Below are 20,173 nucleotides of genomic sequence, written 5' to 3'. Positions count from 1 at the left end.
ACCGCCTGCGAGACGCTCCATGCAGATGTTGAACTCCCATTGCGGCATCGACCGCGACTCCCGCGGCGTGGCCACGCTGACGATTTGCAACGCCGGCCCGCTCAACATCCTGAACTCGGCGGTGATCGACGCAGTGCGCGAAGGCCTAACGCAACTCGCCGCCGATGACGAACTGCGCGTGCTGATCATCGCCGGCGAGAGCGGCCGCAGCCTGATCGGCGGCGCCGACATCAAGGAGATGGCAACGCTCGATCAGGCCTCCGCCGAGCGTTTCATTACCGGCCTCGGCAATCTGTGCGAAACGGTGCGCACCCTGCCCTTCCCGGTAATCGCCCGCATCCCCGGCTGGTGCCTCGGCGGCGGCCTGGAATTCGCCGCCGCCTGCGATTTCCGCATCGCCGCGGACGACGCCAAATTCGCGATGCCGGAAGTGCGCGTGGGGATCCCCTCGGTGATCCACGCCGCATTGCTGCCGCGGCTGATCGGCTGGAGCCGCACGCGCTGGCTGCTGATGACTGCCGACACGATCGACGCGCCGACCGCGCTCGCCTGGGGCTTGGTCGACAAGCTCGCCGCCCCGGCCGAGCTCGACGCGGCGGTGGAGAGCCTCGTCGCATCCCTGCTCGCCTGCGCGCCGCAGGCGCTGCGGTCGCAGAAGGCACTGCTCGCCGCGTGGCACGACATGCCGCTCGGCGACGCCGTCGCGCATTCGGTCGGCGTATTCGGGCAGGCTTACCTCACCGGCGAGCCGCAGCGGCTGATGGGCGAGTTCCTGCAGCGCAAACGCTGACGATCCTGCCACGCTGCGCCGCAACGCTTGCAATGCGGGCGCCCCATTATATGATCATCATAATATACTCGAGCCGATGTGACTTTCCGGCGCGACCTGCATCAGGACTTATCGCATGATTTCGACCTGGCTATCCTCCGTCCTCGCGCGCCGCGACGTCCATTACGGCTGGGTGATGGTCGCAGTGACGTTCCTCACTGCTCTGGTCTCCGCCGGCGCGGTCGGCGCGCCGGGCGTGTTCATCGTGCCGCTGCAGCAGGAATTCGGCTGGACCACCGCGGAGATCTCGTCCGCACTGTCGATCCGCTTCATCCTGTTCGGCCTGATGGCGCCGTTCGCCGCGGCGCTGATGAACCGTTACGGGCTGCGCAACGTCGCGCTCGCCGGCCAGGTGATCATCGCGCTGAGCCTGATCGGCTCGGTGGCGATGACGCAGGTCTGGCAACTCGTCGTGCTGTGGGGCGTCGCGGTCGGCATCGGCACCGGGCTCACCGCAATGGTGCTGGGCGCCACCGTGGCGGCGCGCTGGTTCAACCATCGCCGCGGGCTTGTGGTCGGCATCCTCACCGCCAGCGTCGCCACCGGGCAGCTCGTGTTTCTGCCGATGCTGGCCGCGCTCACCGAACGGTTCGGCTGGCGAGCCGCGCTGATGCTGCTGTGCGTCGGTCTCGGCGTCGCCGCGATGGGCGTGCTGCTGCTGATGCGCGACCGGCCGAGCGACGTCGGACTGCGGCCGTTCGGCGACGCCGGCACCGACCCGCTGCCGGCGCCTCCCCCGACCAACGCGCCGATCATGGCGGCGGCGCTCGGAGCTCTCCGCGATGCGGCGAAGACCCGCGTATTCTGGATCCTGTTCGCGACCTTCTTCATCTGCGGCGCGTCGACCAATGGACTGATCCAGGTCCACCTGATCCCGCTCTGCGCCGATTTCGGCATTCCGCAGGTGCAAGCCGCCGGCCTGCTCGCCGCAATGGGCATCTTCGACTTCGTCGGCACCATCCTGTCGGGCTGGTTGTCCGACCGCTACGACAATCGCTGGCTGCTGTTCTGGTACTACGGGCTACGCGGGCTATCGCTGCTGTTCCTGCCCTACAGCGACTTCACCTTTTACGGGCTGTCGCTGTTCGCTGTGTTCTATGGCCTCGACTGGATCGCCACCGTGCCGCCGACGGTGCGGCTGACGGCGCAGAAATTCGGGCCCGAGCGCGCCGGTCTGGTGTTCGGCTGGATCTTCGCCGGCCACCAGCTCGGCGCCGCCACCGCATCGTTCGGCGCCGGCCTATCGCGCACCGTGCTGCTGAGCTATCTGCCCGCGTTCTTCGTGGCCGGAGCGCTGTGTATCGTCGCCGCGACAATCGTGCTGACCATCTCGAAGCACCCGCGTCCAGCGGCCGCGTAGAGTGTTTCTGATCAAAACACCGCCGTCATCCTGAGAGTCTGGCCGGAAATACGCCCTTTGAGATCGGGCAGTTTCATTTCCACTCGTCATGCCCGGCCTTGTGCCGGGCATCCACGCCTTGCTGACGGAAACGCATCAAAGACGTGGATGGCCGGGACAAGCTCGGCCATGGCGGAGTTTGCGAGCTTATTGAGTGATCCAGAAAGTCACTGACAAATCAGTTCAGATTTTGAGTCAGACTCTCAGGATGACAACTCTGAAATTGAGATGACGGCACGACTTCAATCAATCGATATAGAGCTCTAGCTCACAAAAAAATCCCGAGCCGCTCGATGCGGCTCGGGATGCAAACTTGCGGCGAGCGCCGTAGAGCGCGTGCGTCAGTGACGATCAGGCGGGGGCTTGTCCCTGGCGCCGCAGGTCGGGCGCCGCGAGGCTGTGGGCCGGGCGCCGCACCGCAGACAATCCCTTTGCCACCTCCGGACGCGGCGCACGCTTGGCGCCGACGGCCACGAGGCCGTTTTCGGCATTCTGCACCAGCGCCTCGATCGCATCCTTCAATCGCAGCAGCACCGGCGCAACTTCATCGTGCAGCCGCTGTTCGTCATACGTCGCTGCCAGCAGTCCGATATTGACCACGACGTGCGTCTGATACTGCGGCGACCACATCGGCACCGCGATGCCGTTGACGTGCGGGTTGAACAGGCCGCAGCAGACCACGTAGCCCTTGTCGTGCAACATGGCGCGGCTGGCTTCGAGTCGCTGGCGCAGCGGCAGCGCCTGGCCCGGCTCCTCCCGCTCGATCTCGGCGAGAAACGACTCGGCGACCTCGGGCTCCAGCGCGGCCAGATACGCATGGCCACCGGCGCTCTGCGCCATCGCGATGCGGCTGCCGGTGGTGGAGTGCAACCCCACCGTCTGCGGCACACGGGCGGACTCGAAGTACACGAGGTGGAAACGGTCCGGGATCAAAAAGCCGATGGTGCCGGGGATCTGCTCGGACACGTCCTGCAGCCGCGCGCGGATCAGGTTGCGGAGCTGAAGTCCGCGCATCATCGCGGTGCTCATCGCCACGGCGCTCGGGCCGATCCGATACTTCTGGTCGCGCGGCAGATAGACGAGCTGGCCCATTCGCGTCAGCGTGTGGGTGAGGCGCGACACCGTGGAGCGCGGAAGTCCGCAGCGGTTCGAAATCTCGAGGTTGCCGAGCCGCGCGTCCGCGCTCTCGAAACATCGCAGCACGTCGAAAGCGCGTGACACCACTTGTATCACATCACTCTCGCCGCCGATGTCGCCATGGCTTTTTCTGCAAAGTCGCTCCGAGCGTCGTCCCATTTTTTTCTTCTCGCTTGGTTCTTGGTGCCCAATGCGCCGGCAGGAAAACCCGTCCGGCGCACATTTCTTATTTCGCTGTGCGGAATATTATTCCACTTGCACTAACGCTACATCACGGTTCGGGCGTTAACAACACCGACCCGCCGGCATTGCAGCCCTGCACATGACTACTCAGCGCAAGACTTCCCTCGATCCCTGCCAAATGCACACTCCGGAAGCGAGTAGGGAACGTGGAACTGCTATCTAAGATTGGTGAGCGGAGCAAATCGAGCTGCAGCAGTTTGCACAATCTCTTGCGCCTTCGTCAAAACCGCAAATCGTTCGAAGATATGCAGCCGTCCGGGCAAGGCTCCGCGCTCGCCTGGCGTGCCCGGGCGAAAGCGAATGAAAGTCGCTCTGCGTACGCTTGCGCGACGGCGACGTATTGCCGCACGCACAATGTCCGCACGCAAGATCGTCTCACACGTCGTGAAACACGACGGCGTCGACCACGACGCAGCCTTGCCCTGCGCTTCCCAACATCACCGGGTTGAGGTCCACGCTGGCGATACGCGTCTGTGGATCGCGCATCAGTTCGCCGACGCGCACGACCGTCTCGGCCAGCGCATCGATATCCATCGGCGCTTCACCGCGGACTCCCGCAAACAGCGGCGCGACCCGCAACGTCTGCAGCGCGGCGCGCACGTCGTTCGCCGTGAAAGGCGGCAGCAGCAGCTTGGTATCACGGAAGACTTCGACATACTTGCCGCCATCCCCGACCACCACCACCGGCCCGAACACCGGGTCGCGATGCGCGCCGATCATCATCTCGCGACGGCCGCCGGCCATCGCCGCGACGATGACGCCGTCGAAACGGGCCCCCGCCTTTGCGATGATCTGCTCCATCTCGGTGTAGATATCACCGGTCGCGTCCGCGGACGTAATACCAAGCCGCACCAGCCCGAGTTCGGATTTGTGCGCGATATCGGCGGAACAGCCCTTGACGACGACCGGACCGTCGATCTGGGTGAACGCTGCCACCGCCTCGCTGCGCGACAGGCACAGGCGATGCGGCACCACCGCGATGCCGCGCGACGACAGCAGCCGCAGACTGTCGGCCTCGTTGAGCATCAGCGTGTCGGCCTGTGAGGCCATCAGCGGCTCGCTCGGCGCGCTGGTCTCGCGGCGCGCGCGGGCTTTGGCGATCAGTTCGTGATGCGCCAGGAACTGATGCAGTGCGCTGACGGCTTCGACCTCGGTCGGAAACACCGAGGTCCCATTGGCGGCGAACGCTTGTGCGACGCTGGGCTGCGTAGCGGCCACCACCACCGGCTTGCCGGTCCGCTGGCCGAACGCTGCGGTGTCGCGCGAAAACGCCGGCACGTCGTAACCGGGACCAGCCACCGGCACGCCGATCAGAAATGCGTCGGCCGCCGGATCTTCGGCGATCACCGGCAGGATGTCGCCGAACAGCGCGCTGTTGGACAGCAGCGCGGCGGTGAGATCGATCGGATTGGTGGTGGTCGCAAAGCTCGGCAGGATGCCCTTGAGCTTCGCGTCGGTCTGCGGCGCGAGCTTGGCCATCGGCATGCCGACGCTGGTCGCGGCATCCGCCGTAAGCACGCAGACCGCGCCCGAATTGCTGATCGCCACCAGCCGTCGCCCCCGCGGCTTCCAGCCCTTCAGATAAAGCTCGGTGGCCTCGACCAGGCCGCGCATGTCGGGCGCACGCCAGATCCCGTGATGTTCGAAGAACGCGTCGACCACCCGGTCTTCATTCGCGAGCGCGCCGGTGTGCGACTGCGCGGCCGCCTTGCCGGCGTCGGTGCGGCCCGACTTCAGCGCGATGATCGGCAGGTCGCGATCGAGCGCGATGCTGGCGAGTTCTTCCAGATAGGTCTTGTCCGGGATGCTCTCGAGATAGAGCAGCATCAGCTTGACTTCCGGATCCTCCGCGACCGCGCAGGCGAGTTCGCCGACGGTGATGTCGGAATCGTTGCCGGTGGCGTGGGTGTGGCGCACGCCGATGCCCCGCTGGCGCAGGAAGCCGACCGGCACGGTCGACAGCGCGCCGGACTGGCTGAGCATCGCGACATGGCCCTTGGCGTTCTCCGCGGCCGGCTCCATCTCGACGAACATTGTCGAGAACGAGGCGATCGCGCCGGTGCCGAAATTCGCCAGCCCCTGCGAGTTCGGCCCGACAATCCTCATCCCGGCCTTGTGGGCGGCCTCGACCATGCGGCGCTCTTTGGCCTTGCCGGCGTTCTGATCGACCTCGCCAAAGCCGGACGCCATCACCACCGCAACCTTGACGCCGGCGGTGGCGCAATCCTCGACCGCCGCAATCGCATTGTCGCCGGCGACCGCAACGATCACCATCTCGGGCGCCTCGGGCAGATCGGCAAGCGACGCGTAGCTCTTGTGGCCTTGGATCTCCGGCCGGGTCGGATTGATCGGATAGATCTTGCCCTTGAAACCGAACTTGCCGAGGAAATGCACCGGCCGGCCGCCGACCTTATTGGGATTATCCGATGCGCCGATGACGGCGATCGAACGCGGATCGAGGGCGGCGCGGAGGCGGCTCATGCGGAAGTCCTTTCGAAATACGGAACGCGGCGTCCGGTGAAGCGCGTGAACCGCGCCCTCACCCGATCGCCGACGGCGAGGTCGTTGGCGCCGTGCGCCATCATGCGGAAACCTTCGGCGGTGTCGACCAGAACGATCTTGAACGGCACATGCTCGCGCGCCTCGGCAGTGGCGGCGCGGTGCACCAGCGTCGCAGCGTACACGGTGCCCTCGCCGCTGGCGAGCAGCGTGGCGAGATCGTTGCTGCCGCACGCGGCGCAGAAGTCGCGGCGGAAGTACTGGACGGCGCCGCAGGCGGTGCAACGCTGATACACGATCGCCTCATCGTCCGACGTCCAGTCGGTCATCGCCGGCTCGCTCATCGCTCGCGCTCCAGAAACATGCTGACATGCGACGACAACACGCCGCCGTCGCCATGCAGCAGCGCGACCGAAGCGTCGCGGACCTGACGATCGCCGGCGCGGCCTGTCATCTGCCGATGGGTCTCGACCAGATGCGCCATTGCGCCGCCGACGCCGCAATGGCCGTAGCTGAGCAGGCCGCCATGGGTATTGAGCGGCATCGCGCCGCCCTGCGAGAAATGGCCGCCGCGCGCCAGCGATGCGGCTTCACCGCGCCCGGCGAGGCCGAGGTCCTCCAGCAGCATCAGCAGCGTGATGGTGAAGCTGTCGTAGACAGCGGCATATTTCACGTCGGCCATCTCGACGCCGCTCGCCGCCTTGGCGCGCGCGATCGACTGTTCGACGCCGGAGGGCCCCTCGGCCGGCATCGCGGTGACGTGCTGATGGGTATGGGCCTGGCCGCAGCCGCGCACCTTGACGCGATGCGCCGTCGTCGGCTCGCGGCTGATCACCAGCGCGGCACCGCCGTCGGACACCGGACAGCAGTCGAGAAGCTTCAGCGGCGACGCGATCATCTTCGACGCCATCACATCGGCGACGCTGATCGGCTCGTGAAATTGCGCGCCCGGATGCGTCCCCGCATGGGCGCGCATCAGCACGGCGAATTCGGCGAGATCTTCTTCGGTGACGCCGTGGTCGTGCATATAGCGCGACGCGACCAGGCCGTAGTAGGCCGGGATCGTCGGCCCGAGCGGCACTTCGTAGAGCGGGTGCCCGACCTGCGCCAGCGCCTGCACCGACGCGTCGCGGCTCTGTCCGCTCAGCCGGTTTTCGCCGCCGACCACCAGGATGTTTTTCGCCGCGCCGCTGGCGACGAGCTGGTGCGCCAGCATCGCCATCGCCATCCCGGTCGCGCCGCCGACCTGCACGGCGTGGCAATAGCTCGGCCGGATGCCGAAATGTTCGGCGAACACCGTCGCCAGCATGATGTGCGGCATCGTCGTGGAATAACCGCACAGCAGCCCGTCGATGTCGCCGCGCGTCAGCTCCGCATCGGCAATCGCCGCCTCCGCCGCATCGCGCATCAGCGACAGCGTGGTCGAGCCGTCGATCTTGCCGAACCGCGTGAGGCCGACGCCGGTGATGTAGCTCATCGGATGAGCTCCCGCTTCGGCGCTCGCGAGAGAGCACAAACTATCAACGTCATTCCGGGACGCGCCTCTTGGCGCGGGCCCGGAATCCATACTCCCGGACGATGGTTATGGCTTCCGGGCTCGCCGCTGCGCGGCGCCCCGGAATGACGAACGAGAGGGTAGTCGTGATCAACGAACCGGGCATCGCCCCGAGCACGGCGCGCTCCCTTCCCCCTTGCGGGGAGGGGTTGGGGGTCCGCGGGCACTGAGCCTGTGGCAAGATCCCTCACCCCAGCCCTCTCCCGCAAGCGGGAGAGGGAGACGAGGCGCCGTGCTACAAATTGCTCGAAGCGATTGGAGTTGTTACCAGCGCGCATCGTATCCGCTCACGCTTTCCCTGCGATCGGCATCTTCAGGGCTCCGCATCCCACCAGCGCTGCGATCTCGCTGGCGCTGTAGCCGGCTTCGCGCAGCACTTCCGAGCCGTGCTCGCCGAGCTGCGGCGCAAAGCGCTGGCGTTCCACCTTGGTGTCCGACCAGGTCGCCGAGACCTTCATGTCGCGGATCGGGCCTTCGGTCGGATGATTGACCACGGGGAAGAAGTCGGTCGAGACCAGATGCGGATCCTCGAGGATACTCTCGAGGTCGTGCATCCGCATCGCCGGCACGTCGGCGGCGTCGAGCAGTTCGGTCCACTCCTCGGTGCTGCGGGTGAGAAAGATCCGGGCCAGCTCGGCATAGACGACGTCGATGTTCAGCGCGCGCCTCGCAAAGCTGGTGTAGCGCTCGTCGGCGAGCAGATCGTCGCGGCCGACCGCGCGCAAGAAGCTCAGCCACTGCTTGTCGTTGTACACCATCGCGCAAATGTAACCGTCGGCGGTCTGGTAGGGCCGCCGATCCGGCGACAGATGCCGCGCGTAGCCGCCACGATCGAGCGGCGGTTCGTAAGTGAGGCCGCCCATATGGTCGCCCATCACGAAGCTCGCCATGGTTTCGAACATCGGGATATCGACCCGCTGGCCCTTGCCGGTGCGATCGCGATGAACCAGCGAGGCGCAGATCGCGCCGACCGCCGTGAGGCCGACGATGCGGTCGACCAGCGCGTTCGGCACGTAGCGCGGGGTTCCGTCGCCGACGCGTGCGTTGAGCGACGGCAGTGCGGTGGCGCCCTGGATCAGATCGTCATAGGCCGGCTTCGCCGCATACGGTCCATCCTGGCCGAAACCGAACACACCCGCATAGATCAGCCGCGGATTGATCGCCGCGACGTCGTCGTAGCCCAGGCGCAGCCGCGCCATCGCCTGCGGGCGTACGTTGTAGACCAGCACGTCGGCGGCCGCGATCAGACGCAGCGCGGCGTCGCGGCCGGCGCCATGCTTGAGATCGAGACAGATGCTGCGCTTGTTGCGGTTGGCGTTGAGGAACACCGGGCCCATGCCGGCATGGCGCGCCGGGCCGATCTGCCGCGTCACGTCGCCGTCGGGCGACTCGATCTTGATCACGTCGGCGCCGTAGTCGCCGAGCATCTGGGTGGCGTAGGGCCCCATCAGCACCGACGTCATGTCGACGATTTTCACGCCTGCAAGTGGCCCCATCGGCGCTCCCGTCCGCGGCGCTCTCGGCGGCGCCATCACCCTCGTGTAGGTGTCGGGATTGCGAAGATCAAGCACGGCCGGGACATGGCGCCCTGCAGGCTTCGCGGCCAGCGACGATGTTCCGCGGCGCGGAATCGTTGCGCACCGTCATTGAGCAGCACGCCAGCGCTGGATTGCTGCGCGGAGCCTGTCATCGGGTGGCGCTTCGCGCCGACCCGGTGGCTCGCAATGACGAGCGAGATTACTTCACCATCTTGCGCAGCTCGGTCTTCAGCACCTTGCCGTAATTGTTCTTCGGCAGAGCGTCGAGATAGACGTAGCGCTTCGGGCGTTTGAAGCGGGCGATGGCGTCGCGGCAATGGGCGTCGAGCGCGGCATCGTCGGCCGCCGCGCCTTCGGCCAGCACCACACAGGCGACGACGTTCTCGCCCCACTCCGGATCGGCGACACCGATCGCCGAGACTTCGCTCACGGCCGGATGCGTCAGCAACGCCTCCTCGACCTCGCGCGGATAGATGTTGGTGCCACCGGAGATGATCACGTCTTTGGAGCGGTCGGACAGCGTCAGGAAGCCATCGTCGTCGAGGCGGCCGACGTCGCCGGTGCGCAGCCAGCCGTCTTTCAGCGTCTCGGCATTGGCGTCGGGATTGTCCCAATAGCCGAGCATCACGGTGGCGCCCTTGACCTCGATCTCGCCCGGCTCGCCCGCCGGCAGTTCCTTGCCATCCGGGCCGGTGATCCGGACTGATACCGCGCTCTGCGCGGTGCCGACCGAAGCCAATCGTTCGAGATAGCGCGGATGCGTGCTGTCGGCGTGGCGCTCGCGCTTCAGCGAGGTGATCGTCATCGGCGACTCGCCCTGGCCGTAGATCTGCACGAAGCGCTGGCCCATCACGCTGAGCGCCTCGCGGATATCGGCCAAGTACATCGGGCCGCCGCCATAGACGATGGTGCGGATGCCCTCGCCGGTTTCGCCGCTGCGCTTGGCGGCCTCGACCAGCCGCTTCACCATGGTGGGCGCTGCGAACATCGAGACATTGCCGAGTTGCCGGCCGAGCGTCAGCACCTTGGCCGGATCGAAGCCGCCGGACTCCGGAACGACATGCCGCGCGCCGAGCCGGACGTGGATCATGTTGTAGAGCCCGGCGCCGTGCGAGATCGGCGCGGCATAGAGCACGGCATCGTCCGGCGTCACCGCATCGACGTCCGCCAGATAGCACAGCGACATCGCCGCCAGATTGCCGTGGCTGAGCATCACGCCTTTCGGCCGACCGGTGGTGCCGGAGGTGTAGAACAGCCAGGCGAGATCGTCGTCCTCGCGCGCCACCGGGACCTTCAAGCCGATTTGGCTGCGGGCGCGGTGATAACCGTCGCTGTCGATCGCAAGTGTCGCCATCGCTCGCGGCAGATCGCACGACGCCTCGTTGAATGTGTCGGCGGTGTCGTCGCAGATCAGCGTCAGCTTGGCCTGCGCGTTGCTGCAGATCCAGGCCGCTTCCCGGCCGTGCAGCTTGGCGTTGATCGGAATCGCCACCGCGCCGGCCCACCAGATTCCGTAAAGCGCTTCGAGATAGGCGGTACAATTATGGGCGAACAGCGCGACGCGGTCGCCCGGCGCGATGCCATAATCCTGCGCGAGCGCCGCGGCGAGCGACGCCGCGCGCGCCGCGAAGGTCGCGTAGTCCGCATCGATTCGCGCACCGATCAGCAGCGCGGGAGCGCCCGGCCGCAGCCGAGCGCTCGCGGCGAGCCAATTCGCCAGATTCATCCGCGCGACCTCGTTTCGATGCTTACTTCGCCGGCTCCAGCACCGAGACGTAGTTGGCGACGGCGGCGCCGCCCATGTTGAAGATGCCGCCGAGCTTGGCATCCTTGATCTGCATGCCCTCCGGCGCCTGGCCGAGCAGCTGCATCGCGGTCAGCACGTGCATCGACACGCCAGTGGCGCCGATCGGATGGCCCTTCGCCTTCAGGCCGCCGGACGGATTGATCGGCAGCTTGCCGTCCTTCTGGGTCCAGCCTTCCTTGATGGCGCGGGCGCCCTGCCCCTTCGGCGTCAGGCCCATCGCTTCGTATTCGATCAGTTCGGCGATGGTGAAGCAGTCGTGGGTTTCGACGAACGACAGATCGTTCAGCGTGACGCCGGCCTGCTCCAGCGCACGCTGCCAGGCGACGGTGCAGCCTTCGAACTGCAGGATGTCGCGCTTGGACATCGGCAGGAAGTCCTGCGCATGCGCACGGGCGCGGATGTTGACCGCCTTGCCCATGGTCTTGGCGTTCTCGGCCGAGGTCAGCACCAGCGCCGCGGCGCCGTCCGACACCAGCGAGCAGTCGGTGCGCTTCAGCGGGCCGGCGACGAACGGATTCTTGTCGCCCTCGGCACGGCAGAACTCAAAGCCGAAATCCTTGCGCATCTGCGCGTAGGGATTCGACACGCCGTTGTGGTGGTTCTTGGCGGCGATCATCGCCAGCGCGTCGGACTGGTCGCCATATTTCTGGAAGTACTTCTGGGCGATGATGCCGAACACGCCGGCGAAGCCCGCCGGGGTCTCGCCGTCTTCCGGCAGATACGAGGCGCGCAGCAGGTTCTTGCCGATCTCCGGGCCCGGCGTGCGGGTCATCTGCTCGACGCCGACCACCAGCACCACCTTGGCGGCGCCGGCTTCGATGGCGCGGATGCCCTGATGCACGGCAGCGGAACCGGTGGCGCACGCGTTCTCGACGCGGGTCGCCGGCTTGAAGCGGAGCGCCGGGTCGGCCTGCAGCACCAGCGAGGCGGTGAAGTCCTGCGGCGAGAAGCCGGCGTTGAAATGCCCGAGCACGATTTCATCGACGTCGCCCGGCGCGATGCCGGCGTCGGCGATCGCCTCATTGGCGACGCGGACGATCATGCTCTCGACGGTCTCGGCGTCGAACTTGCCGAAGGGCATGTGGGCCCATCCGACGATGCTGGCGGTCATGGCGTTTTCTCCTCGATCGGGTTGCTGATTTGGCCGGAATATAGGACGCCCGTCAGCCAAAAGCACCCCCGTTTCACACATGGAGATCCGCGATGCCGGGCTTGACCCGCCTCCGGGGCCGAAGCCCCTTCGGCGCGGCGAAGGCCCAGGCATCCATCACGCGAAGGAGATGGATCGCCGGGTCAAGCCCGGCGATGACGACTGTGCATTGGTCAGCCGACGAATTCGCCGCCCAACTCATCCTCGATGTGGATGCGGATGATGTCGTCGAAGGTCTGTTCGGCCGTGGTGAAGCCGAGTGCTCGGGCACGGTCGGTGGAAAAATTGCGTGGCCAGCCGGAGACGATCCCGATGATGGTCGGGTCCGGCTCGCGCTTGATCCGGGCGACCACGCCCTTTCCGGCGACTCGTTCCAGCGCGGCGATCTGCTCGCCGACGGTGGCGGCGAGGCCGGGCATCGACAGGTTGCGCCGCGGCCCCATCGCCGCGGTGTCCATGGTGCCGGCGTGGATCAGGAAGCCAACGGCCGATCGCGGTGAAGCGTGCCAATGCATCACGTCGTCACCGACCGGCAGCACGGCTTCATGGCCGCTGAGCGGCTCGCGGATGATATTGGAGAAGAACCCCGACGCCGCCTTGTTGGGCTTGCCGGGGCGGACGCAGATCGTGGGCAGGCGAATGCCGATGCCGTCGAGAAAGCCCTTGCGGGTGTAGTCGGCGATCAGCAATTCGCAGATCGCCTTCTGGGTGCCGTAGCTGGTCAGCGGCGTCGACAGGAATTCGTCGCCGATCTTGTCCGGGAACGGCGCGCCGAACACCGCGATCGACGAGGTGAACACCAGCCGCGGCTTGTAGCCGTCGCCCTCGGCGCGGATCGCGTCGATCAACTGCTTGGTGCCGTCGAGATTGATCCGGTAGCCCTTGTCGAAATCCGCCTCGGCCTCGCCGGAGACGATCGCTGCGAGATGGAAGATGACGTCAGGCCGATGCGCCACCAGCGCGGCCGCCTGCCCCGGCTCTGCGAGGTCGCTGGTCAACGTCTGGATCGCGATCGACGCCTGCGCCGGCCGCTCCGGCGCCACAACGTCCTGCAGCGTCATCCGGGTGATGTCGCGGTCACCGAGACGGCCGTCGGCCAGCAGCCGGTCTGTGAATTTGCGCCCGACCATGCCGGCGGCGCCGAGGATGAGAATGTGCAAGCTGATCTCCTATCGTTTGTCATTCCGGGATGCCATCAGGCGGCGAAGCCGGCTGGTGGCAGACCCGGAATCCATACTCCCTGCGGGGGGCTATGGATTCCGGGTTCGCGCTACGCGCGCCCCGGAATGACGATCTCTGTTGTTGTGCTCTTACATGTGAAGACGCCGCGAAGCTATTCCTTCACCGCCCCCGTCATCGCCGACACATAGTGCTCGACGAAGAACGCGTAGAGGATGACGAGCGGGAGTGAGCCGACCAGGGCGCCGGCCATCAGTGAGCCCCATTTGTAGATGTCGCCGTCGACGAATTCGTTGACGATCGCGACCGGTACGGTCTTGTTCGGCGTCGATTGCAGGAAGGTCAGCGCGTAGATGAACTCGTTCCAGCACAGCGTGAACGAGAAGATGAAGGCCGAGATCAGCCCCGGCACCGCGAGCGGCACGATGATCTTGGTGAGGATCTGCCAGCGCGACGCGCCGTCGATCAGCGCGCATTCCTCGAGCTCGAACGGAATGGTCTTGAAGTAGCCCATCAACAGCCAGGTCGAGAACGGGATCAGCAGCGTCGGATACACCAGGATCAGCGACAGCGGCGAGTCGAACAATCCGTAGGCCTGGATCACCGAGGCCAGCGGAATGAACAGGATCGACGGCGGCACCAGATAGGCGAGGAAGATCGCGCCGCCGACACTATCGGCACCGCGGAAACGCAGCCGCACGATCGCATAGGCGGCGAGCACGCTGGCGAAGATCGACAGCGTCGTCGCGGCCGCGGCGACATACATCGTGTTCCACAGCCAGCGCGGATACTGCGTCTCGAACAGCAGTTTCGAGATGTGCTTCAGCGTCGGCTTGACGACCCAGAACGGGTTGTAGGTCTCCATATCGATCAATTGCTCGTCGGGTTTGATCGACGTCAGCGCCATCCAGTAAAATGGAAACAGCAGGATCACGATGATGATCGCGAGCGGCAGATACAGCGTCACCAGCCGCCGCGGCAGCGACTCCAGGTAGCTCATGCCCTCGCTGTCGTCGTCCTTGGCGACGGTCGCCGCCTTGACGGCGAGGCGCGGGTCGGAAGCGGTGGTCTCAGTCATTGTCCGATCCTTGCTGCCACTTGCGGCGCTGCATGCCGAACCAGGAGATCGCGATCGCCGCGAGCAGGAACGGGATCATTGCGGTGGCGATCGCCGCGCCCTCGCCGAGCCGGCCAGACAGAATGCCGCGCTGGTAGCTCAGCGTCGCCATTAGATGGGTGGCGTTGACCGGGCCGCCGCGGGTCAGCGCCCAGATCAGTTGGAAGTCGGTGAAGGTGAACAGCACCGAGAACGTCATCACCACCGCGATGATCGGCGTCAGCAGCGGATAGGTGATGTAGCGGAAGCGCTGCCAACTGGTCGCACCATCCAGTGTCGCGGCCTCGTACAGCGAAGGCGACACCGTCTGCAGCCCCGCGAGCAACGTGATTGCCACGAACGGCACGCCGCGCCAGATGTTGGCGAAGATCACCGAGGCGCGCGCCATCGTCGTGTCGCCGAGAAAATTGATGTTGTGGTCGATCAGTCCGAGCTTGATCAGCGACCAGGAGATGATCGAGAACTGCGAGTCGTAGATCCACCAGAACGCGATCGCCGACAGCACCGTCGGCACGATGAACGGTACCAGAACCGCGGCGCGAATGATCGCCTTGAACGGCATATGCCGGTTGAGCAGCAGCGCCAGATACAGGCCGACCGCGAATTTGATGGCGCTGGCGACCGCGGTGTAGAGCACGGTGTTGAACACCGACAGCCAGAAGATGCTGTCGTCCCACAGCCATTCGTAATTCTCGACGCCGACGAACACACCGTCGCGCCCGATCCGCGCGTCGGTGAAGCTCATCCACACGCCGAGGAATAGCGGATAGGCCAGGAACAGGATCAGGAACGCGGCCGCCGGCATCATGAACCACAGCGCCAGCCAGTTGCGGTTGGTCGAGAGCCGCTGCCATGCCGTCGAGCCGCCGCGGGATGGCACCGGTCCGGAGGTCTGGATGGTGGTCATTCGCAACTCCGTTCGGCCATCACGAGCCGACTGCAAATCAAGATCTTTACTGTTGTCATTCCAGGGCGCGCGGAGCGCGAACCCGGAATCCATACTCCCGGTGGTGGTTATGGATTCAGGGTTCGCGCCAAGTGGCGCGCCCCGGAATGACCAACTTGATGGTCTCGATTGGAGCGGTCATTGCGAGAAGCTTCAGCGACGAAGCAATCCAGCGCACGACGCGTGGCTCTGGATTGCTTCGCTTCGCTCGCAATGACGTCTCCCCTACGCCCGGAAGATCCGCTTGGCCGCGCGTTCGGCGCTGCTCATCGCGGTCTTCACGTCTTCGCGGCCGGTGCAGTAGTTGGCGAACATGTCGACCACGACGAAATCGGCGATCGCGGCCGCGGCGTTCTCGCCCATCTGGCCATCGCCGGCGGGCGTGGACGCAGTGCGGGCGACGTCGCGATACGGCGTGTTCTTCGGGTCCGCTGTCCACATCGGGTTCTTCTCGTAGTCGAGCAGGAACGGCGACAGATAGCCCTGGGCCGCCTCGACCCACGGGTTGAACTGCTCCGGCTCCATCATGAAGGCGGTGAACGATTTGCAGGTGTTGGGGAACTTGGTGAAGTTGTAGATCAGGATCGGGAAGCCGAGATGCAGCTCGCGGGTCTTGCCGCTGACGCCGGCGGGCAGATGGGCGTGGTTGATGTCCTCCGCCATCTCCTTGTTGTCTTTCTTCGCCGTGACGTAGATCGAGATGCCGTTGGTGGTGAGATAGAGCTGGCCGGCGAGAAACGCCTTGTTGTTGGAGGCATCGTTCCACGACGCGGTGCCGGGAATGAAATTCTCGTACAGCCCCTTGACGTATTCCAGCGCCTTCGCGGTCTCCGGCGAATTGACCGAGACCTTGTTGTCCTTGTCGATCAGCTTGCCGCCATGCGCCCACAGTGCCCAGTGCAGCCAGCCATTGGCGTCGCCCGAAGCGTGACCGAGCGCCATGCCGGCCGGCGTGCCGTTCTTGTTCATCGCCTTGATCAGATCGGAGAAGCCGGCGAGATCCTTCGGAAACTCCTTGTGGCCCGCCTTCTCGGCCGCACTGATGCGATAATTGACGAGACCGCCGGTGGCCGCGACCGGGATGCCGATCCACTTGCCGTTGTGCATGCCGTAGGCCTTGCCGGACTCGCTCCAGCCGCCGTTCTTCTTGGCCAGATAGTCGGCGACGTCGGTAACGTCGGTGCACTTGCTCGGAAACAGGAACGGTAGCGAATACAGCCCCCACACCATGTCGAGCCCCTGCCCGGTGTTGGCAGCGACCGAGGCTTTGGGCTGGATGTCGTCGTAGGATTCGTTCGAGACGTTGATGGTGACGTTGTTGGCCTTCTGGAACGCGTCGACGATCTTCATGAAGGCGACGTCTTCGGCTTCGACGAAGCGCTTCCAGCGCAACAGATTGATCTTGGCGCCCGGCTCCGGCTTCCACGGCGAGGCCTGCGCCCATGCCTTCGCATAACCCAGCAATTGATCGGCGGACATGGTGGCCGCCGCGGCCAGCAGCGCCGCGCCCCCCTTCAGCAACGAGCGTCGATCGAATCCAAAATCAGTCATCGTTCGTTAACTCCCTCTGTCTTGCTTTGATTGGGTCGTGCTTGTTTGGTCTCTCTTGCTTGCCCTTGCTTGGTGCGTCTCACTTGAACGGTGCGGTATCGCGACGGGTCGCGCGGATCAGAGCCGCTGGCCTGTCTCCTTGTCGAACAGATGCGCGACCTGCGGCCGCGGCTGCAGATGAATCGTATCGCCGGGCTGCACCTGGTGGCGCTCGCGAAACACCGCGATCAGTTCCTGCGTGCCGACGCGCGCAACGATCTGCGTCTCCGAGCCGGTCGGTTCGACCACCACCACCTCGGCCTCGATGCCGCTATCCGCGAAATCGAGATGCTCGGGGCGGATGCCGTAAGTGATCGGGCGACCATTGCTGTTCGCAGGCGCCACGGCGATCGGCAGCCGCGCGCCGTTCGCCGTTTCGACCCACGGCTGCCCGCCATTGACCTCGAGCGTGCCGTCGAGAAAATTCATCGCCGGCGAGCCGATAAATCCGGCGACAAACTTGTTGGCGGGATTGTCGTATAGATCGAGCGGCGCGCCGATCTGCTCGACAATGCCGTCCTGCATCACCACGATCTTGTCGGCCATTGTCATGGCTTCGATCTGGTCGTGCGTGACGTAGACGGTCGTCGTCTTCAGCCGCTGATGCAGCTCCTTGATCTCGGTGCGCATCGCGACACGGAGCTTGGCGTCGAGATTGGACAACGGTTCGTCGAACAGAAACACCTGCGGATCGCGCACGATCGCACGTCCCATCGCGACGCGCTGGCGCTGGCCGCCGGACAATTGGCGCGGAAACCGCTCGAGCAGCTTGCACAGATCAAGGATATCGGCCGCGCGATTTACCTTGTCGTCGATGGTCTTCTGGTCGGCGCCGCGCAGCTTCAGCGAAAAGCCCATATTCTGGGCCACCGTCATGTGCGGATACAGCGCGTAGTTCTGGAACACCATGGCGATGTCGCGCTCTTTCGGCTGCACATCGTTGACGACGCGGTCGCCGATCGAAATCGTTCCGGAGGTGATTTTTTCCAGGCCCGCCAGCATCCGCAGCAAGGTCGACTTGCCACAGCCAGATGGACCGACCAGCACGACGAACGCGCCATCCTCGATCGGAACCGTCACGCCGTGCAGGACTTCGAAGCCGCCAAAGGATTTCCGTACGTCGTGAATCTGCACCGACGCCATACAGCACCTCCCGGGGATCGGCCTCCATAGTGCGGTCGTTGCCGCCGGCCCGATCCTTATTTGTGCTACTCATAGCAGAACTTTCCCGATCTGTCGCGTCGTGAAATTTCCTCGGGCTCTCAGCATCACCGCCAATTGCGTAGCTGCGAACGACATGTCACCATGCATCCCCGCCGACGACTTAGACTTAACGGACGCTCAAGACGCCTGCTCAACGGCGTGTGCAGTGCGGGAGAAACAATGAACAAGGCCACATCCGGGCTCGCCCGTCGCAAACTCCGCTCCAGCGAATGGTTCAACGACCCTCAGAATCCGGCGATGACCGCGCTCTATCTCGAGCGCTATCTGAACTACGGGCTGACCCGCCGCGAGCTGCAATCCGGCAAGCCGATCATCGGCATCGCGCAGACCGGTAACGATCTGTCGCCCTGCAATCGTCACCATCTGGAACTGGCGCAGCGCGTGCGCGAAGGCATCCGCGCCGCCGGCGGCATCGCGATGGAATTCCCGGTGCATCCGATCCAGGAGACCGGCAAGCGGCCGACCGCGGCGCTCGATCGCAATCTCGCTTATCTCGGCCTCGTCGAAGTGCTGTTCAGCTACCCGCTCGACGGCGTGGTGCTGACCACCGGCTGCGACAAGACCACGCCGGCCTGCCTGATGGCGGCCGCCACCGTCAACATTCCGGCGATCGTGCTGTCGGGCGGACCGATGCTCAACGGCTGGCACAATGGCGAGCGCACCGGCTCGGGCACGGTGGTGTGGAAATCGCGCGAGCGGATGGCCGCAGGCGAGATCGACTACGAGGAATTCATGGAGATCGTGGCGTCGTCGGCACCCTCGGTCGGCCATTGCAACACCATGGGCACCGCCTCGACGATGAACTCGCTGGCCGAGGCGCTCGGCATGTCGCTGCCGGGCTGCGCCGCGATTCCGGCGCCGTATCGCGAGCGCGGCCAGATCGCCTACGAGACGGGCCTGCGCGCGGTCGAGATGGTGTGGGAGGATCTCAAGCCGTCCGACATCCTGACCCGCCAGGCGTTCGAGAACGCCATCGTCGTGAACTCGGCGATCGGCGGCTCGACCAATGCGCCGATCCATCTCAACGCCCTCGCCCGGCATGTCGGCGTCGAACTCAGCATCGACGACTGGCAGAGCGTCGGCCACACCATCCCGCTGCTGGTCAATCTGCAGCCGGCGGGGATGTATCTCGGCGAGGAGTATCACCGCGCCGGCGGCGTACCGACGGTGGTGCGCGAACTGATGACGCACGGCAAGATCCACGAGGATGCAGTCACCGTCAACGGCCGCAGCATCGGCGACAATTGCCGCGACGCGCCCAAGCCGGATGGCGACGTGATCAAGACCTATGACGGGCCGCTGGTGCAGGACGCCGGCTTCCTGGTGCTGCGCGGCAACCTGTTCGACTCCGCCATCATGAAGACCAGCGTGATCAGCCTCGAATTTCGCGAGCGCTATCTCTCGACGCCGGGCGATCTCGACGCCTTCGAAGGGCGCGCCATCGTGTTCGAAGGGCCGGAGGATTATCACCACCGGATCGACGATCCGACCCTGAACATCGACGAGCACTGCATCCTGTTCGTGCGCGGCACCGGGCCGATCGGCTATCCGGGCGGCGCCGAGGTGGTGAACATGCAGCCGCCGGCTGCGCTGATCAAACGCGGCATCCACTCGCTGCCCTGCATCGGCGATGGCCGCCAGTCGGGCACCTCGGGCTCGCCGTCGATCCTCAACGCGACACCGGAGGCCGCCGCCAATGGCGGGCTGGCGCTGCTCAAGACCGGCGACCGCGTCCGCATCGACCTCAACAAAGGCAGCGCCGACATTCTGATCTCGGACACGGAGTTGAAGCAGCGCCGCGCCGACCTCGAAGCGGCCGGCGGCTTCGCCTATCCGAAGCACCAGACGCCGTGGCAGGAGCTGTATCGCTCGACCGTCGGCCAGCAGGCCACCGGCGCGTGCATGGAATTCGCGACCCGCTATCGTGATATCGCCGGCACGGTGGGCGTGGCGCGGCATA

Annotated in this window: 15 protein-coding genes; 3 read left to right on the top strand and 12 right to left on the bottom strand. The window is 65.4% G+C overall.

Going from position 1 to position 20,173, the window contains the following annotated elements; all coding sequences use genetic code 11:
* Nucleotides 1-19: 19 nt before the first annotated feature.
* Nucleotides 20-790 carry an enoyl-CoA hydratase gene (locus LPW26_RS19025; protein WP_238737143.1) on the top strand — a complete coding sequence of 257 codons (771 nt, stop codon included), beginning with the start codon at nucleotides 20-22 and terminating at the stop codon, nucleotides 788-790.
* A 115-nt stretch (nucleotides 791-905) separates the two neighbouring features.
* Nucleotides 906-2,189 (top strand): MFS transporter, encoded by a 1,284-nt coding sequence (locus LPW26_RS19020; RefSeq protein ID WP_238737142.1) that lies wholly within the window; start codon nucleotides 906-908, stop codon nucleotides 2,187-2,189.
* Nucleotides 2,190-2,579: 390 nt separating this feature from the next.
* Here LPW26_RS19020 and LPW26_RS19015 read toward each other — a convergent pair whose 3' ends face one another.
* The 12 genes from LPW26_RS19015 to LPW26_RS18960 all read right to left on the bottom strand — a co-directional run bounded on the left by LPW26_RS19015 (nucleotide 2,580) and on the right by LPW26_RS18960 (nucleotide 18,132).
* Nucleotides 2,580-3,524 (bottom strand): IclR family transcriptional regulator, encoded by a 945-nt coding sequence (locus LPW26_RS19015; RefSeq protein ID WP_238737140.1) that lies wholly within the window; start codon nucleotides 3,522-3,524, stop codon nucleotides 2,580-2,582.
* Nucleotides 3,525-3,983: 459 nt separating this feature from the next.
* Complete coding sequence (locus LPW26_RS19010) at nucleotides 3,984-6,089, bottom strand: acetate--CoA ligase family protein (protein WP_238737139.1); 2,106 nt, start codon at nucleotides 6,087-6,089, stop codon at nucleotides 3,984-3,986.
* A complete protein-coding gene (locus tag LPW26_RS19005; protein ID WP_238737138.1) occupies nucleotides 6,086-6,451 on the bottom strand; it encodes a Zn-ribbon domain-containing OB-fold protein in 366 nt (121 codons plus the stop codon). The genes LPW26_RS19010 and LPW26_RS19005 overlap by 4 nt, the downstream gene beginning before the upstream one ends.
* Nucleotides 6,448-7,584 carry a thiolase family protein gene (locus tag LPW26_RS19000; protein ID WP_238737137.1) on the bottom strand — a complete coding sequence of 379 codons (1,137 nt, stop codon included), beginning with the start codon at nucleotides 7,582-7,584 and terminating at the stop codon, nucleotides 6,448-6,450. The genes LPW26_RS19005 and LPW26_RS19000 overlap by 4 nt, the downstream gene beginning before the upstream one ends.
* Before the next feature lie 365 nt (nucleotides 7,585-7,949).
* Nucleotides 7,950-9,158: a CaiB/BaiF CoA transferase family protein gene (locus tag LPW26_RS18995; RefSeq protein WP_238737136.1), complete on the bottom strand. Its 1,209-nt coding sequence runs from the start codon at nucleotides 9,156-9,158 to the stop codon at nucleotides 7,950-7,952.
* Between the two features lie 241 nt (nucleotides 9,159-9,399).
* Nucleotides 9,400-10,926 (bottom strand): AMP-binding protein, encoded by a 1,527-nt coding sequence (locus tag LPW26_RS18990; RefSeq protein ID WP_238737135.1) that lies wholly within the window; start codon nucleotides 10,924-10,926, stop codon nucleotides 9,400-9,402.
* A gap of 22 nt (nucleotides 10,927-10,948) precedes the next feature.
* The gene (locus tag LPW26_RS18985) at nucleotides 10,949-12,118 is read right to left on the bottom strand and encodes an acetyl-CoA acetyltransferase (RefSeq protein ID WP_238737134.1); all 1,170 of its coding nucleotides are present in this window, start codon (nucleotides 12,116-12,118) and stop codon (nucleotides 10,949-10,951) included.
* 212 nt (nucleotides 12,119-12,330) lie between these two features.
* The gene (gene denD / locus LPW26_RS18980) at nucleotides 12,331-13,317 is read right to left on the bottom strand and encodes a D-erythronate dehydrogenase (RefSeq protein ID WP_238737133.1); all 987 of its coding nucleotides are present in this window, start codon (nucleotides 13,315-13,317) and stop codon (nucleotides 12,331-12,333) included.
* Between the two features lie 173 nt (nucleotides 13,318-13,490).
* Nucleotides 13,491-14,414, bottom strand: coding sequence for a carbohydrate ABC transporter permease (locus tag LPW26_RS18975; protein WP_238737131.1), 924 nt, complete (start codon nucleotides 14,412-14,414; stop codon nucleotides 13,491-13,493).
* Entirely contained in the window at nucleotides 14,407-15,360 is a 954-nt protein-coding gene (locus tag LPW26_RS18970) for a carbohydrate ABC transporter permease (protein ID WP_238737129.1), read from the bottom strand. The genes LPW26_RS18975 and LPW26_RS18970 overlap by 8 nt, the downstream gene beginning before the upstream one ends.
* A gap of 264 nt (nucleotides 15,361-15,624) precedes the next feature.
* Complete coding sequence (locus LPW26_RS18965; protein ID WP_238737127.1) at nucleotides 15,625-16,950, bottom strand: ABC transporter substrate-binding protein; 1,326 nt, start codon at nucleotides 16,948-16,950, stop codon at nucleotides 15,625-15,627.
* Between the two features lie 117 nt (nucleotides 16,951-17,067).
* Nucleotides 17,068-18,132 (bottom strand): ABC transporter ATP-binding protein, encoded by a 1,065-nt coding sequence (locus LPW26_RS18960; RefSeq protein WP_238737126.1) that lies wholly within the window; start codon nucleotides 18,130-18,132, stop codon nucleotides 17,068-17,070.
* 240 nt (nucleotides 18,133-18,372) lie between these two features.
* Between LPW26_RS18960 and LPW26_RS18955 the strand changes: the two genes are divergently transcribed.
* A partial coding sequence (locus LPW26_RS18955; RefSeq protein ID WP_238737125.1) for an IlvD/Edd family dehydratase occupies nucleotides 18,373-20,173 on the top strand: 1,801 nt, incomplete at its 3' end.

The sequence above is a fragment of the Rhodopseudomonas infernalis genome (assembly GCF_022271405.1).
Taxonomy (GTDB): domain Bacteria; phylum Pseudomonadota; class Alphaproteobacteria; order Rhizobiales; family Xanthobacteraceae; genus Rhodopseudomonas; species Rhodopseudomonas infernalis.
Note: the sequence above shows the minus strand (reverse complement) of the source record. Positions and strands in the feature narration are given on the sequence as shown.

Bases quoted from the DNA above. Each gene is read 5' to 3' on its own strand.
- LPW26_RS19025 (WP_238737143.1), top strand. From the start codon at position 20: ATGCAGATGTTGAACTCCCATTGCGGCATCGACCGCGACTCCCGCGGC.
- LPW26_RS19020 (WP_238737142.1), top strand. From the start codon at position 906: ATGATTTCGACCTGGCTATCCTCCGTCCTCGCGCGCCGCGACGTCCAT.
- LPW26_RS19015 (WP_238737140.1), bottom strand. From the start codon at position 3,524: ATGGGACGACGCTCGGAGCGACTTTGCAGAAAAAGCCATGGCGACATC.
- LPW26_RS19010 (WP_238737139.1), bottom strand. From the start codon at position 6,089: ATGAGCCGCCTCCGCGCCGCCCTCGATCCGCGTTCGATCGCCGTCATC.
- LPW26_RS19005 (WP_238737138.1), bottom strand. From the start codon at position 6,451: ATGAGCGAGCCGGCGATGACCGACTGGACGTCGGACGATGAGGCGATC.
- LPW26_RS19000 (WP_238737137.1), bottom strand. From the start codon at position 7,584: ATGAGCTACATCACCGGCGTCGGCCTCACGCGGTTCGGCAAGATCGAC.
- LPW26_RS18995 (WP_238737136.1), bottom strand. From the start codon at position 9,158: ATGGGGCCACTTGCAGGCGTGAAAATCGTCGACATGACGTCGGTGCTG.
- LPW26_RS18990 (WP_238737135.1), bottom strand. From the start codon at position 10,926: ATGAATCTGGCGAATTGGCTCGCCGCGAGCGCTCGGCTGCGGCCGGGC.
- LPW26_RS18985 (WP_238737134.1), bottom strand. From the start codon at position 12,118: ATGACCGCCAGCATCGTCGGATGGGCCCACATGCCCTTCGGCAAGTTC.
- LPW26_RS18975 (WP_238737131.1), bottom strand. From the start codon at position 14,414: ATGACTGAGACCACCGCTTCCGACCCGCGCCTCGCCGTCAAGGCGGCG.
- LPW26_RS18970 (WP_238737129.1), bottom strand. From the start codon at position 15,360: ATGACCACCATCCAGACCTCCGGACCGGTGCCATCCCGCGGCGGCTCG.
- LPW26_RS18965 (WP_238737127.1), bottom strand. From the start codon at position 16,950: ATGACTGATTTTGGATTCGATCGACGCTCGTTGCTGAAGGGGGGCGCG.
- LPW26_RS18960 (WP_238737126.1), bottom strand. From the start codon at position 18,132: ATGGCGTCGGTGCAGATTCACGACGTACGGAAATCCTTTGGCGGCTTC.